15 protein-coding genes and 1 riboswitch are annotated in these 15,253 nt (G+C 43.8%); of the genes, 1 reads left to right on the forward strand and 14 read right to left on the reverse strand.

Going from position 1 to position 15,253, the window contains the following annotated elements:
* Nucleotides 1-459: 459 nt before the first annotated feature.
* The 9 genes from racE to LGO15_RS18005 form a co-directional block, all read right to left on the reverse strand.
* Entirely contained in the window at nucleotides 460-1,257 is a 798-nt protein-coding gene (gene racE / locus LGO15_RS17965; RefSeq protein WP_167832769.1) for a glutamate racemase, read from the reverse strand.
* A gap of 10 nt (nucleotides 1,258-1,267) precedes the next feature.
* Nucleotides 1,268-1,726, reverse strand: a complete 459-nt coding sequence (locus LGO15_RS17970; RefSeq protein ID WP_167832768.1) for a MarR family winged helix-turn-helix transcriptional regulator — start codon at nucleotides 1,724-1,726, stop codon at nucleotides 1,268-1,270.
* Between the two features lie 187 nt (nucleotides 1,727-1,913).
* On the reverse strand, nucleotides 1,914-2,138 hold the full coding sequence (gene gerE, locus LGO15_RS17975; protein WP_019154738.1) for a spore germination transcription factor GerE: 225 nt from the start codon (nucleotides 2,136-2,138) through the stop codon (nucleotides 1,914-1,916).
* 138 nt (nucleotides 2,139-2,276) lie between these two features.
* Complete coding sequence (locus LGO15_RS17980) at nucleotides 2,277-2,744, reverse strand: acyl-CoA thioesterase (RefSeq protein WP_167832767.1); 468 nt, start codon at nucleotides 2,742-2,744, stop codon at nucleotides 2,277-2,279.
* Between the two features lie 123 nt (nucleotides 2,745-2,867).
* Nucleotides 2,868-3,449, reverse strand: a complete 582-nt coding sequence (locus tag LGO15_RS17985) for a class D sortase (protein WP_167832766.1) — start codon at nucleotides 3,447-3,449, stop codon at nucleotides 2,868-2,870.
* A gap of 151 nt (nucleotides 3,450-3,600) precedes the next feature.
* Nucleotides 3,601-3,786, reverse strand: a complete 186-nt coding sequence (locus LGO15_RS17990; RefSeq protein ID WP_167832765.1) for a hypothetical protein — start codon at nucleotides 3,784-3,786, stop codon at nucleotides 3,601-3,603.
* Nucleotides 3,787-3,838: 52 nt separating this feature from the next.
* On the reverse strand, nucleotides 3,839-4,600 hold the full coding sequence (gene sdhB / locus LGO15_RS17995; RefSeq protein WP_226085447.1) for a succinate dehydrogenase iron-sulfur subunit: 762 nt from the start codon (nucleotides 4,598-4,600) through the stop codon (nucleotides 3,839-3,841).
* Nucleotides 4,601-4,606: 6 nt separating this feature from the next.
* Nucleotides 4,607-6,364 (reverse strand): succinate dehydrogenase flavoprotein subunit, encoded by a 1,758-nt coding sequence (gene sdhA, locus LGO15_RS18000; protein WP_167832763.1) that lies wholly within the window; start codon nucleotides 6,362-6,364, stop codon nucleotides 4,607-4,609.
* 98 nt (nucleotides 6,365-6,462) lie between these two features.
* On the reverse strand, nucleotides 6,463-7,071 hold the full coding sequence (locus tag LGO15_RS18005; protein WP_226085448.1) for a succinate dehydrogenase cytochrome b558 subunit: 609 nt from the start codon (nucleotides 7,069-7,071) through the stop codon (nucleotides 6,463-6,465).
* Nucleotides 7,072-7,526: 455 nt separating this feature from the next.
* Between LGO15_RS18005 and LGO15_RS18010 the strand changes: the two genes are divergently transcribed.
* Nucleotides 7,527-7,982, forward strand: a complete 456-nt coding sequence (locus LGO15_RS18010; RefSeq protein WP_226085449.1) for a YslB family protein — start codon at nucleotides 7,527-7,529, stop codon at nucleotides 7,980-7,982.
* A 442-nt stretch (nucleotides 7,983-8,424) separates the two neighbouring features.
* Here LGO15_RS18010 and LGO15_RS18015 read toward each other — a convergent pair whose 3' ends face one another.
* From LGO15_RS18015 to LGO15_RS18035, 5 genes are all read right to left on the reverse strand, one after another.
* Complete coding sequence (locus tag LGO15_RS18015) at nucleotides 8,425-9,657, reverse strand: aspartate kinase (RefSeq protein ID WP_167832760.1); 1,233 nt, start codon at nucleotides 9,655-9,657, stop codon at nucleotides 8,425-8,427.
* Between the two features lie 152 nt (nucleotides 9,658-9,809).
* Nucleotides 9,810-9,987, reverse strand: a riboswitch (Lysine riboswitch).
* A gap of 69 nt (nucleotides 9,988-10,056) precedes the next feature.
* Nucleotides 10,057-11,829, reverse strand: a complete 1,773-nt coding sequence (gene uvrC / locus LGO15_RS18020) for an excinuclease ABC subunit UvrC (RefSeq protein ID WP_226085450.1) — start codon at nucleotides 11,827-11,829, stop codon at nucleotides 10,057-10,059.
* 15 nt (nucleotides 11,830-11,844) lie between these two features.
* Nucleotides 11,845-13,416, reverse strand: a complete 1,572-nt coding sequence (locus LGO15_RS18025; RefSeq protein WP_226085451.1) for a glycosyltransferase family 39 protein — start codon at nucleotides 13,414-13,416, stop codon at nucleotides 11,845-11,847.
* 100 nt (nucleotides 13,417-13,516) lie between these two features.
* The gene (locus LGO15_RS18030) at nucleotides 13,517-14,446 is read right to left on the reverse strand and encodes an FTR1 family iron permease (RefSeq protein WP_167832757.1); all 930 of its coding nucleotides are present in this window, start codon (nucleotides 14,444-14,446) and stop codon (nucleotides 13,517-13,519) included.
* A gap of 35 nt (nucleotides 14,447-14,481) precedes the next feature.
* Nucleotides 14,482-15,234, reverse strand: coding sequence for a hypothetical protein (locus LGO15_RS18035; RefSeq protein ID WP_167832756.1), 753 nt, complete (start codon nucleotides 15,232-15,234; stop codon nucleotides 14,482-14,484).
* Nucleotides 15,235-15,253 lie beyond the last annotated feature (19 nt).

Genomic DNA, 15,253 nt, shown 5'->3' on the forward strand with positions numbered 1-15,253 from the left:
TGTTTCAAAAAGTAAACGGAAAAATTCCGCTTAAATTGTGAAATACCCTTAATTCCATAAATATAAGGGGAGGTTTTCCGTTTATTTAATCCAAAACCTGAATATTGTCTTAGTTAGTGCAGTTAACCAGAAATTCTCCGCTTATTTCTGCAGAAAAAGCGTCCGCTATACACAATAGCAGGAAATTCTCCGCTTATGAGTTCTCATACTTACACTAAAATCAACTATGAATGAGAGCGAGCCAAGAAAAGAACAAAAAGCTCAAGCGCCTCGATCAGCCCTGACAAGCGCTGGAGGGTCTGACACTGAAGTCGTTCTTTGACTTCATTGGCAGGACCGAAGCGTCTCGAAGGGCTAAGCGCTGGAGCTGGATTAAGATACCCATATAGAGTTATCCACACAAAAATAATTTTTATTATTGCCTATACAAAAAAAAGACCTCCGTCACCGGAAGCCTTGTTAACCTAATCTAATTTTTTCAACATGTTCAATCGGCCTCTCAAGCCACTGTGATGCTATGGATGAGAAAATCGTCCTTGAGCCTGTCATGTAATAATAATGCTCCGGAAGTTCCTCCCTGTCGGCAAACATATCGTTATGTCCGAGGATGGTGCTCACCTCACGCGCAGTTTCCTCGCCTGAGCTGATCACCTTGACATCTGGCCCCATCACTTCTTTAATGAGCGGCTCAAGCAAAGGATAGTGGGTACAGCCCAGGATCAATGTATCCAGCCCCTGTCCCCGCAATGGCTGAAGCGTTTCAGTTACGACTTTCTTTGCAACCCGTCCATCGTATTCTCCACTTTCTACAAGCGGCACGAATTTTGGGCAAGCAAGTGCTTCAATAGCCGTCCTGCGATTGATTGATTTCAAAGCATGTTCATACGCACGGCTTTTTACCGTACCTTCAGTTCCAATGATGCCTATTTTATAATTGTCCGTTACCTTGATCGCTGTCCTCGCACCTGGCTGAATGACACCTAACACTGGAATCGAGAGTTCATTCCTTATTTCGTCAAGTACCACGGCAGTCGCTGTATTGCATGCGATGACAAGCATTTTAATATTCTTTTCAAGCAGGAATCGGGTCATTTGCCAGGTGAATCTCTTTACTTCCTCAACTGGCCTTGGTCCGTACGGACAGCGAGCCGTATCACCGACATAGATAATCTGTTCATACGGGAGCTGCCTCATCACTTCCTTGGCAACCGTTAACCCACCTACTCCTGAGTCAATGATTCCGATTGGTCGATTCAAAAAACTCGCCTCATTCTTCTCGCATTTCTTGATGTAATTTCGCTAAGCCCTCTTTAAGGGATAATATTTCATCACCTGAAAAGTCCTTCAAAACTTCTTGAAGGTATAACTGTCGTTTCTTGATCACTTCATCGATGATCCTTTCACCTTCGTCCAAAAGATGGATGCGGACTACACGTCTATCATTGGGATCCTTCACCCTGACAACAAGTTCATTCTTCTCCATCCTGTCCACCAGATCTGTGGTTGTACTGCAGGCAAGGAACATTTTATTCGACAGTTCCCCGATCGTCATATCCCCGTCCTCAAATAGCCATTGCAGGGCAATGAACTGGGGAGGGGTGATCGTGTAATTGCTAAGAAGTTCGCGTCCCTTCTGCTTAATGATGCCTGATATGTACCGTAAATCCTTTTCGATATCAGCTACTGTCTCCAGCCCCTTATTCTTTTCTACCCCTTCAAGTTTCATCCGTAACAACTCCTAAGAATTCTTTTTCCTTTATCATAAACTTGTTTCCAAGCTGAGAAGATTTTATCTATTGCCCTTATTTTCTACTTTTTTCGAGCAAATTTCAAGACAGAATTAAGTTTCCCTTCTGTTTTTACCCCTTTAAACATCTTAACCGGCCCCCCTTATCCAGGTCGGCCGGTCATGATTAAAGTTCTAGCTCTCCCATACGCAGGAGCTCTACAACAGCTTGGGAACGCCCCTTTACACCAAGCTTTTGCATGGCGTTTGAAATATGGTTCCGAACCGTTTTTTCGCTGATAAATAATTCACTAGCGATCTCTTTTGTTGTTTTGTCTTGTACTAACAGTTCGAAAACTTCTCTTTCGCGTTTAGTGAGTAATGGCTTGTGAGTATATTCATTTTCCTTCAAGTATTGTAACCCTCCTTGCCTTCGCCAGCTGTGAACTGCGGGGTGGGTATAAATTTAGTCAAAATATCATATGTGAAGGAAAGAGGTGTAGTGACAACATTTAAGGGACTTCATGCCAATTTTTTTCAGACGTAAATCTTATTTAAGAACTGATTTTTTGCTTTCCAAGAATAATTGCCTCATTTCCTCTGTCCAGGATACTCCCTTTCCCGTCCTCTTGGAAATTTGTACAATTGTTCCCCTGCCAGTCAGACAAATCGAGCCATCGGTTTTTTTGACCATATAGTGAAGGTCCACTGAGGAATTTCCAATATAGTTGGCTTTCACAAATATTCTAAGGTCTTCATCAAAGAAAATCTGGCTAACATAATCACATTGCAGATCGGCAACGACCGGAATCGTCTCATTCTCTGGTTTCACCCAATCCTGCATGAATCCCTGGCTCTTGAAGTATTCAATCCTCGCCTGTTCAAAATATGTAAACGGAACAGTGTTATTTAAGTGCCCGAACATATCGGTTTCCGAAAACCGAACCTTCACCGGATAAAAAAAATCAAATTCCTCTTCCCAGCTTACAATCTCATTAATGTACTCCATCTTTTTCATGCTGAAACCTCCCGTAAAATGAATGAACATTCATTCTTTTCTTTATTATAAATTTATTTCGTTGTTTTGGGAATAAAAAAGGAAAAACAAACACCAGCACAGGAAAGTTCCAGGCTGGTTTATCTAGTTTTCATCCAATATTCTTTTTGCATAGATGATATATCTGTCGGGTGCATCGCCAACATAACTGAACGGGTAGCAGGTTGTTAAAATGAGCTCTTCTTCGGTATTTTGGAGGGTAATGATACTGGTATCATCTGCGCTGACGATTTTTGTGCTCGTTATCTCATACGTATAATCACCATAAGGCATTTTCATCGTCAGTTGATCACCCAATTCAAGGTCCCCTGCTTTTCGGAAAACTGTATCACGGTGGCCGGAGAGAACGATTTGTCCATTTTCCTCAGGGTAGAAGGAGCCTTTATAATGGCCAACACCCTTCTCGAGGTCGTCGGCATCCGTTCCCTCCACTATAGCCAATTCCGCTTCTATCTTCGGTATAACCAGCAATCCGGAAGCCTCTCCGGTTTCAGGCATGAATTCTTCTTTTGTAGCCTTTGGCTTATCTTCCTTAACCAATTCTTTCGCCGTTGCCAGGGAAATCTTCTCCTGCTGTTTTATGTCCCACAGCTGAAATAATCCTATCCCTAGGACAATCACTCCACTAATGACAATCAGGATTGCCAATATTTTTGTAAATTTCATATACCGCTCCTAATTATGGCTTTTAAGAAAAGTATATCAAGAGAACCAGACTGGAAAAAGCACTATTTTAGCTAAAAGAAAAACCTCCTTTCCAGGGAAAGGAGGTTCGTTCTTATACAAAGTATAAAATTTTTCACACCTGGATTAGTGTCTAGCTCCAGCGCCTAGACCCTCGAGTCGCTTGTCTAATGTCGCCTCCTAGAAACTCCGAAACTTCAACTCCGCCGCCAGAAGCAAAAAGCGCTTCTTTGTCGGAGTCTCCAGTTTCTGCGTTTCTGGACAGTCGGCTATACATTTCGATTTCAGTCCGCCCAATGAAGTCAAAGAACGACTTCACTGGTCGGCCCTCCAGCGCTTGTCGGGTCTGAACAAGGCGCTTGCGCTTTTCTTTAAACTTGATCGCTTCCGAAGAAGTTCTTGAATGACTGGAATGTAGTATCACGGTTCAAGGCTGCGATCGATGTAGTCAATGGAATGCCTTTAGGGCAAGACTGGACGCAGTTCTGTGAGTTACCACAGTTCGCAAGTCCGCCGTCTCCCATGATTGTTTCAAGTCGCTCGCCTTTGTTCAAAGCACCTGTTGGATGGGCATTGAATAGACGAACCTGTGATAACGGCTGCGGCCCAATGAAATCGGACTTGTCGTTTACGTTAGGACAAGCCTCAAGGCAGACACCGCAAGTCATACATTTTGAAAGTTCATAAGCCCACTGGCGCTTTTTCTCTGGCATACGAGGTCCAGGTCCAAGATCGTAAGTGCCATCGATTGGAACCCAAGCTTTAACGCGCTTCAATGAGTCGAACATACGGCTGCGGTCAACCTGAAGGTCACGGACAACCGGGAATGTTCTCATTGGCTCAAGCCTGATCGGCTGCTCAAGCTGGTCAACCAGCGCTGAGCAAGACTGGCGCGGGCGGCCATTGATGACCATAGAACACGCACCACAAACTTCTTCAAGACAGTTCATATCCCAGGCAATAGGTGTCGTTGCTTCACCTTTTGAGTTCACTGGGTTACGTCGGATTTCCATCAGTGCCGAAATGACGTTCATATTTGGACGATAATCTAATACAAACGTTTCATCATAAGGGGCTGAATCAGGAGTATCCTGACGGCTGATTACAAAAGTAACAGTTTTATTCTCTGACATGCCTTATTACTCCCCCTTCTTCTTAGAGTAATCGCGCTTACGCGGTTGGATTAATGAAGTATCTACTTCTTCATAATGGAATGCTGGAGCAGAGTTTGCATCAACAAACTTCGCCATAGTAGTTTTCAAGAAGTCCTCATCATTACGATCAGGGAATTCCGGTTTATAGTGAGCCCCACGGCTTTCGTTACGGTTATAAGCACCGATTGTGATAACACGTGCAAGCTGAAGCATGTTTTGAAGCTGACGTGTGAATACAGCACCCTGGTTGCTCCACTTTGCAGTATCGTTAATATTGATATTCTTATAGCGCTCCATCAACTCGACGATTTTCTCGTCTGTTTTCAGAAGTCTGTCGTTGTAGCGAACAACCGTTACATTGTCCGTCATCCACTCGCCAAGCTCTTTGTGAAGGACATATGCATTCTCAGTGCCATCAAGTGACATGACGTTGTTCCATTTCTCTTCTTCCATCTTGACAGCATCATCGAATAGGGCAGAAGAAATAGCGTCAGAGCTCTTCTCAAGTCCATTGATGTAACGGATCGCATTTGGACCTGCTACCATTCCGCCATAGATTGCTGACAATAATGAGTTGGCTCCAAGACGGTTCGCACCGTGCTGTGAATAATCAACCTCACCTGCAGCAAACAAGCCAGGAATATTGGTCATTTGATCATAGTCAACCCATAGTCCGCCCATAGAATAGTGAACAGCAGGGAAAATTTTCATAGGAACTTTTCTTGGGTCATCGCCCATGAATTTCTCATAGATTTCAATGATACCGCCAAGCTTGATATCAAGCTCTTTAGGATCCTTATGTGAAAGGTCAAGGTAAACCATGTTCTCACCGTTGATGCCAAGCTTCTGGCTTACGCACACATCAAAGATTTCACGTGTTGCAATATCACGCGGTACAAGGTTTCCATAAGCTGGATACTTCTCTTCAAGGAAGTACCACGGCTTACCATCTTTGTACGTCCATACTCGTCCACCTTCACCACGGGCAGATTCACTCATCAGGCGGAGTTTGTCATCCCCAGGGATTGCTGTAGGGTGAATCTGGATGAATTCACCATTAGCGTAATAACCGCCCTGCTGGTAAACGATCGCAGCAGCTGATCCCGTATTGATAACAGAGTTCGTTGTTTTACCGAAAATGATGCCAGGGCCTCCAGTTGCCATGATGACAGCATCAGCAGCAAATGATTTGATTTCCATTGAAGTCAGGTTTTGTGCTACGACTCCGCGGCACACACCTTCCTCATCCTTAACTATTCCAAGGAATTCCCAGCCTTCGTACTTTGTGACCAAACCAGCCACTTCATGACGGCGAACCTGCTCATCCAAAGCGTATAGAAGCTGTTGTCCAGTTGTAGCACCAGCAAATGCTGTACGGTGATGCTGAGTTCCTCCAAAGCGGCGGAAATCAAGCAAACCTTCTGGCGTACGGTTGAACATGACACCCATACGGTCAAGAAGGTGGATGATTCCAGGCGCTGCTTCAGCCATTGCCTTAACTGGCGGCTGGTTCGCAAGGAAGTCCCCGCCGTATACTGTATCGTCAAAGTGCTCCCAAGGAGAGTCACCTTCACCTTTTGTATTTACTGCACCGTTGATTCCGCCCTGTGCACATACAGAGTGGGAACGTTTTACCGGCACTAGAGAAAACAGTTCAACAGGAGTTCCTGTTTCTGCAACTTTAATTGTAGCCATTAAGCCAGCCAAGCCGCCGCCGACTACGATCACCTTACCTTTACTCATCGTGACTCACTCCCTTAAATCCATGTCTGTCTTTAATATCCGTTCAATAGTAATTCTTTTTCCAGCATAGGCTTCGGATTGCAGCCCGTGGAAACAGCTTATACAAATGCCAGGATTGCGCGGACACCTACGATGGAAAGCGCAATGAAAACTCCGATCGTTACGTAAGTGGAAATCACTTGTGAACGCGGTGTTACAGTAATTCCCCAACTCACGAAGAATGACCATAATCCGTTCGCAAAGTGGAAAGTTGTAGAGATGACACCAATCAAATAGAACCATAGCATGAATGGAGAAGATAGGATCGTCTCCATCATCTGGAAGTTAACTTCTGCACCAAATGCTGCCGCGATACGAGTTTCCCATACATGCCAAGCTACGAAAATCAATGTAATCACACCAGAAACACGCTGTAGCATGAACATCCAGTTCCTGAAATAGCTATATTGGCCTATATTGTTTTTCGCTGTAAAAGCAATATAAAGACCATAAATCGCATGGAATAATAATGGTAAGAAGATAATGAAAATTTCTAAAAAGTACCTGAAAGGCAACTGCTCCATAAAATGTGCTGCGCTATTGAATGATTCTTCTCCCCCTGTAGCGAAATGGTTGACTACAAGGTGCTGCATAAGGAAAAGACCCACTGGAATGACACCCAGCAAAGAATGCAGCCTCCGCCAATAAAACTCTTGTCTACCTGCCATAAGTATACCCCCCTGAAATTTGGCCGTGATGTTCGGGCTTCTCTCCCCATCTCTATTAACCTAATAGACTGATTCAACCCAACACCGTAAAATAAGCATTTCTTACAATTATGTGACATGTTCATTTTACTCCCATCATAATAGAGCGTCAAGAAAACGGATACATAAAAATGCTTATATAAATAAAATTTTTAAAATATATTGATATTGTAAAAATCCCTCTTTCTAATTATTTAAACGTATGAAAGAGTATATTAAAATAATACTATTGCCTATAGGAACCGACTGATTAAAAAATTCTCGATACAATAATTTTGACTATCCCAGTTTCGGGTATGGTATAAATATGGAAAAAGTTTATCGAATTTCATAGACCATGCAAAATTTAACAACTTTTTAATTTAATGTTTTCGCGGCAAATTGTTTATAATAGAGTGATAGAAAGAGGGGAGAACATGAGTGAAATAACTACTTCTGAGCAAAAAAACGATAGCGATCCACTGGCTGTCCCTGCGTTTGGATATGAATTGATCAAGGAAGTCCTACTGCCGGAACTGCTTGGCAAAGACACAGCTGAAATCCTGTATTGGGCCGGAAAACGCCTCGCCCGAAAATATTCATTATCAACCCTTGACGAAACCATCCGCTTTTTCCAGGATGCCGGCTGGGGCACACTGACCATCAAAGAAGAATCCCGAAGAGAAATGGTGCTTGAACTTAGCAGCGAGCTCATTTCCTCCAGACTGAAAAACAATCCTAACGCTACATTCCAGCTAGAAGCAGGTTTCATTGCCCAGCAAATGGAACAGCAGAAAAATGTTACAACCGAAGCCTTCGAACACCCCAATAAAAAATCAGCGAAAATCTTGTTCACGATCAAATGGGATAAGGGTGATTTGATTGGCGAATGATGTAGGGAATCGGCATCGTCTCCTAAAATGATATGATAGCAAGGGTTACTGCGCCCGAATTTGGTTGATCTAGGCGCAGTAACCCTTTTATTATGACTGGGAATTGAGCGACTCTGATTTTTCAGACTCCTAGCCCTTTGAATTTGCCGGAAACTAGGGAAGTTGCCTTTGCATGTGCCCGGTTAATCTATATCCACCTTAAACCGGGCACGCATTTCTCTTTTATGTTTCCGTGAGCACCCGTTTTTTCTTTTCACGGGCACAAGATTCATTCTTTTGTGACCAAGAACTCCCGTTTTTCCTTTTCACTGGTAAATATCGGTGAAACCCTCCTGTTCTCCCTGATCACCAGGCTCCTAATCCAGCTGACACTTACCTGCCAGCACTTGTACAAAAAGCTTTCCCGATTCAAACACCAGGAAAGCTTCTTATAGCAACTCTCTTAATTCGTCTTAACCGCTTCTGAGTATAGTTCAAATGCTTCGTGCAGTGATTCAACTGCGTTTACCATTTGTTTTTCATCAACGACGGTTGAAACCTTGATTTCGGATGTGCTTACCATTTTCACCTGTATGCCGTTTCCTTCGAGGACTTCAAACATTTTTGCGGCCACGCCAGGATTGGAAACCATGCCTGAACCGACGATGGACACTTTTGCGAGGCCTGTTTCAGATTCAACGGCCTGGTAGTTCAATGTTTCTTTATTACGTTCCAATACATCCAGTGCTTCTGGAAGGTCGTTGCTCTTGATGGAGAACGAGATATTGGCTAATCCTGCTTCTGTTCGGCTCTGGACGATGATGTCGACATTGATGTGGTTCTGGGCAAGTGTTGTGAATATGGTTGAAAGTCCTTTTAATGAAGTGCTGACTCCAAGGACTGATACTCTCGTGATTTGGTCTTCAAACGCTACTCCACGTACGATTAGATTCTGTTCCATTTCATTCTCCTCCTCGATGATCGTGCCTCTTTCTTTTTCCATGCTGGATCTTACTTCAAGTGGCAATCCATAGTTTTTCGCGAATTCCACCGCGCGCGGATGGAGCACGCCTGCCCCTAGATTGGCCAACTCTAGCATTTCATCATAGGAAACGCTCAGCAGCTTCCTCGCACTTTTCACATACCTTGGATCGGTCGTGAACACGCCGGTCACATCTGTGTAGATATCGCATTTATCAGCTTTCAGTGCCGCTGCTAAGGCAACTGCAGTTGTATCTGAGCCTCCGCGGCCAAGTGTCGTGATTTGCCCATCATCCGTAACACCCTGGAATCCGGCGACAATGACCACCTTGCCAGTCTCTAAGTCCCTGGCAATCCTGTCTGTATCAATATCGACAATCCGGGCGTTGCCGTGGACAGCTTCTGTTTTGATTCCAGCCTGCCAGCCTGTATAGGAAACGGCATCAATGCCATTTTGCGACAGTGCCATTGAAAATAGCGCGATCGTAATTTGCTCGCCTGTTGTCAGCAGCATGTCCATCTCTCTTTTCGATGGCGCGCTTGAAATATCATTTGCCATATCGACAAGATGGTCTGTCGTCTTGCCCATTGCTGATACGACTACAACCACATTATTGCCATTCTGCAATTCTTCTGCTGTCCTGCTTGCCGCATTCCTGATTCTTTCTACATTGCCGACCGATGTTCCACCGAATTTCTGTACAATCAATCCCATAGGTTTCCCCTGCCTCTTCATTCTGTATTTTGCCTTTAATAGAGTTTCCATGACTCCGCCGCATATGTAATTCTGTCAAAAATTAGCCCTTAAAAACAGAAAAAGCAATGGAAGTGGCTCCCATTGCTTGATAAACGTGTATATACGCTGCAACATGAGATAGCACTCCAAGATGGCAATCTTGACAATCCAGCGTTTGTTCAACGAAGGACCAGCGTGAAAATGGATAGGCATTTTCTCACTTCGGCGAACATCCCCTTTCAAAGCCCATCTCTGAATCCTAAAATTCTCCAGACTTTTACTCTTGAAGCTCGCACCTCTATCTTCACTTTAATGCTCTAAAGTGATAGCTATATGAAATTTTTATCATTATAGCACACCTAAAAATAGAATGCTACATTAATCCTGCAATTTCTGAAAGAGTTCCTCTGCAACATTTGCCGGCAGACCGGCAGCGTTCAATTCTTCCACAGAGGCTTCCCTCATTTTTTTCACCGAACCGAAATGCTTCAACAGGGCTTTTTTGCGCTTTTCGCCTATGCCTGGAATATCATCGAGCAAGGACTGAAAAGCACTTTTGCCTCTTAGCTGGCGGTGGAAGGTAATCGCGAACCGGTGGACCTCATCCTGGATTCTCTGCAGCAGGTAAAATTCCTGGCTGTTACGGGGCAGTTCGATCACCTGCAGCGGATTTCCATAGAGCAGCTGGGAGGTCCTGTGCTTATCATCCTTGGCCAGCCCAGCGATTGGAATATCAAGTCCCAGCTCATTTTCTAGTACATCCCGTGCGGACTCGATATGTCCTTTACCGCCATCGATGATAATCAAATCCGGGAGGGGCAACCCCTCTCTCAAGACACGGGTATACCGGCGCCTTACGACTTCTCTCATTGATTCATAGTCATCCGGGCCCTTGACCGATTTAATCTTGTATTTGCGGTACTCCCTTTTTTCCGGCTTGCCGTCGATAAAAACAATCATCGCTGATACCGGATCGGTTCCCTGGATATTGGAGTTATCAAAAGACTCGATTCGGTGAGGAGTGTAAATGCCCATTTGTTGGCCAAGATTTTCAACAGCCTTGATGGTACGCTCCTCATCGCGCTCGATTAACGAGAACTTTTCTTTCAGGGCAATCCCTGCATTCTTGGATGCCAGGTGGACAAGCTCCTTCTTCTTTCCGCGCTGTGGTTTCAGGACCTTTACTTCAAGCAGCCCTTCTGCCAGTTCAAGATCCACGCCCTCCGGGACCAAAACTTCCTTCGGTTTGAAATGCTCGTTTTTCGAATAAAATTGTCCCAGGTATGTGAGGATATCCTCTTCGGGTTCATTGTGAATTGGGAACATGGAAACTTCTCGCTCAATCAATTTCCCCTGACGGATGAAGAAGACCTGTACACACATCCAACCTTTATCAACAGCATAGCCAAACACATCGCGATCCGTAAAATCAGTCGTTGTCATCTTTTGCTTTTCCATCGTTGCCTCGATATGGGCGATTTTATCGCGAAATTCCTTCGCTCGTTCAAAATCCAACTCTTCAGCGGCGGCAGCCATTTTAGCACTCAAATCTTCCTTGATATCCTTGTAGCCGCCATTCAGGAACTTCGTGATTTCATCCGTGATCTGCTTATACTCATCCTTGCTGACGTCCTTGACGCAAGGCGCAAGACATTGCCCCATATGATAATAGAGGCAGACTCGGTCGGGCAGCGTCGAGCATTTCCGGAGCGGATAAATCCTATCCAGCAGCTTTTTCGTCTCATTTGCCGCCTGGACATTCGGATATGGCCCAAAATATTTGCCGCTATCCTTCTTGACTTTCCTGGTAATGATCAGCTTCGGATGCCTTTCAGCAGTCAGCTTGATGAACGGATATGATTTATCATCTTTAAGCATGATATTGTATTTCGGGTCATGCTTTTTGATTAGATTGATCTCCAGCAGCAAAGCTTCCATATCGGAAGACGTGACGATATATTCAAAATCCTCGATTTCATTGACAAGTCGAAGTGTTTTACCGTCATGCGATCCTGTAAAATAAGAGCGCACCCTGTTCTTCAATACTTTGGCTTTCCCCACGTAAATGATGGTCCCCTGCCTGTCCTTCATCAAATAACAACCTGGCTGAGCAGGGAGAAGCGCAAGCTTATTCCTAATTTGGTCATTCATGCCGTTCACCTCCTGTTACGGTGTCCATTTATATAAAATAATCTCATGATAGATTGGGTCGAAAATTTCATCTGATGTAAAGGTCTCTACCTTCTCGAGATTTCCGCCAAGGTCATAACCCTGGGAAGAGAAACCATCGATTACACTGTTAGTAAGATAAACTGTCTTACCTTTATATAACCCTTGGTCATGAAGGAAATTCCTGTAGGTAAAAATTCTTTTATGTGGGTAAGACATTCCCAAATATTGAAGGATTCTTGTTTCTTCCCATGTATACAGGATGAAATCCTCCGGTTGCTCCTCCATATAATGAGCAAGCTGATAGACTGCGGGCTCGTTTTTGGCCTGTTTTTGTATAAAACTCGAAGAAATAATTGCCTGGGCAATGATGACCAATACTATAAGAAGCCTTGCGAACGTCCCTGTCCTTTTTTTAAAAAAGACAATAAGGCCAAGAAACACCAGCAATAGAACCAGCGGCAGTATATGCCTTGGCTTATCGATATTCTGGGCAAAAAGAGCCCAAACACTGTAAGCGAGAAGCAGTAATTTCCCGAGCCGAAGAGTGTTTTTCTCCTCAACGAGGTGTTTCTTCTGAAAGGTATTCGTCTTGTTAAAGGCGTTTTCCTTCTGAAAAGTAGCTTCCTTCTTAACAGTATCTTCTTTTTGGTCGCTGATTTTCTTATAATCTTTTCTATTAGCTTCTGGCAATAATAGAACTATGCCGATAACTATATATAATACCATCAAAACAGTTGTTCGTAAAAACATTCCCCACCACAAAATGTTGGTAAACAGGAAAGCGTTCAGCCTTGCCAGGAAAGAGAGTTCATTCGTTGCCGATGTACCGCCCCATTCCTGGAAATGCCCGCCGGTAAATCCAAAAGCAAGCTCGAGAAAGCTGGTTAGTCCTCCTTCAGAAATAACCAGACCGCCAACCCAGATCAACTGGAACAATCCAGCGATGATTACATATTTAATCACCCTGCCAAAGGCAATCTCACGTTTTGCATATTTTTCATACAATAAATAAAGGATGCCGATTCCCATTGGAATATAGCTCAGCCTGATACCCAATAGGACACTGAACAAAATCAGGGGAAGCAGCATCCATTTCCCTGCCGGTCTGGCTACAGCGACTGTGACACTCCAGAAGTACCACCAAAATGCAGCAAGTGCAGCTCCCTCCGACATTGGCTGGTTCACGATGATCAGCGGATAACTGGCAGTATAAATGACAGCTGCAAGAAGGATGGCATTCGTCCTGCTTAAGCTTCTTGTCCCGATGAAATAAACAGGCAGAATGGAGCTTGTATACACTAATACATTGAAAAGAACCAGAGCCTGATTTGGCTCGTTCACGAAATACTTAAGGAGCATACCGCCCAATATAAAGTAAGGATATCCCGGGAAATGCGGCTGCATTGCGCGAAGGTCAAACCTTTCCAAGGCCAGAGTGAAGTCAACTTGATCCCACGATGCGACGAATGGATTAAGTGAATTCAACTGGAGTATGAAAATGTAAACGACCGCCAATGAACTCAGTCCAAGAATGATCACTTTTTTCATTTTTTCAAAATTCATCATTTTACACCAACTAACTTCCGCCTTTTTTACGTATGAAAAAAGTACAAGGATATTCCCTGTACTTTTTTGGAGAGAGGATTGTAAAACCTCGAATAATAGTTTATTTAACTTGTGGATTCAATACTACTTGCTTATTCTCAGCAGACTTCTTTTCAGCAGCCTTTTCTTTCCTAGGGCTTCGTGATGAAGTCAGCAGGAAAATCGCAGCAAAATATCCGATATATGCAATGACTTCTTCAATCGAAGGCATTGATGAGTATCCAAACAAAGCCTTCAGGAAGATGCCCACATCGCCTGAGATAAGCGGTGCGACACCAGTGTCACGCAGGTAATGCGCATAGTCGATTGGATGTTCAGGCATTAACCATGTAATATCGTAAACATGGTACATAACGCTGCCAATCATGTTGACATCCTGCATCATTGAAATCGCTTGAACAAGCAATCCAGCAGAAATCAGGATGATGAATGCGCCCGTGATCTGGAAGAAAGTCTTAAGCTTAACCTTCATCGTTCCTTTGAAGAACATGTATGAAACTGCGATCGCAATCAGTGTACCCGTGATTGCTCCCCATCCCTGCATGGCAGCACCGATGTTACCTCCAGTGATTGCCGCAAAGAAGAATACAGTCTCGATCCCTTCACGCAAGACGACAAGGAATGAATGGATGACCATGCCGACAATATTTCCAGTCGAAATGAACTTGTTCATTTTGCCTTCCATATTGCCTTTAAGATCTTTACTGTGGCTTGCCATCCAGAATACCATCTGGGTCAAGAGGACGGTCGACACAATCATGATTCCTATTTTCAGGTAAATCTCACTGCCCATTGCCGCGAATCCAGTGAATACTACCTGGAACAGGATCGCTACCCCGATGCTTGCCAGGATTGCAAGTGCTGCTCCTAGCCAGACATACTTCGTATACTTTGGATTACCTGTCCTCTTTAAATATGTTGTGATGATTCCAATAATTAATAGCGCTTCCAATACTTCACGAAATGTAATCAGTAAAGCTTGAACTTCCATCGCTGATTCTCCCCTCTCCAAGGTGTCCTCTAGATTTAATGTCTTCTTCTCTTTATGCCAATAACGACAATCGCACCAATGACTGCAACAATCAGGATCAATGGAATCCAGTTACGGATATTCGATCGATCTGTCCAGTCCTTTTTCCCAGTGCCCTCTTGTTCTTCTGTATCTGTAAAATGGCCTACTTCCAAGCTGGGAAGATCGAATTCATCTTGCAATGTATTCAGGATTTCCTCTTTCTTCTCTTTAAAAACTTCTATATCAGAAGGTTTCTTCCCAACCCCAAAGAGTCCTGGATTTCCTAGTGCTTCTAATGCAGCATCAAAGTCGGCTTTTATTGTTTTGTCAACTTCAGGATTGTTCGCCTCAACCTTTGGCGATAGTGCTTGATATGTAGCATATCCCTTTGCCAGAAGCTTCTTAGAAGTGTCATACTCTTCAAAGCTCTTTTCAATGCTTTCAAGTCTTCTCGCAACATTTAATACAAGGAGTTTTTCCATATTCTCAATCGTTGCTTCTTTATCTTCTTCATTTAAACTTTCCATGATCACTTCACCCGGCTCGGTTCCCATGTGCATATCGATTTCTTCTTTCACCGTTTCAAACAGGGATTTAGCCGCAGAGAAGTTTGGAGGGTTTTCATCCAGCTTCAACTGCATTTCCTTATAGACCTCCGCGACTTTCTCTTCATTGGGATCACCATATGAATAAGCGCTGGCAGTCTGAGGAATGCCGTTAATGAGAATTAATATCAATGAAAAACAAAAAAATATACCTTTTTTCATTTACTGTTTCCCTCCTACA

The sequence above is a fragment of the Mesobacillus sp. S13 genome (assembly GCF_020422885.1).
GTDB lineage: Bacteria > Bacillota > Bacilli > Bacillales > Cytobacillaceae > Mesobacillus > Mesobacillus selenatarsenatis_A.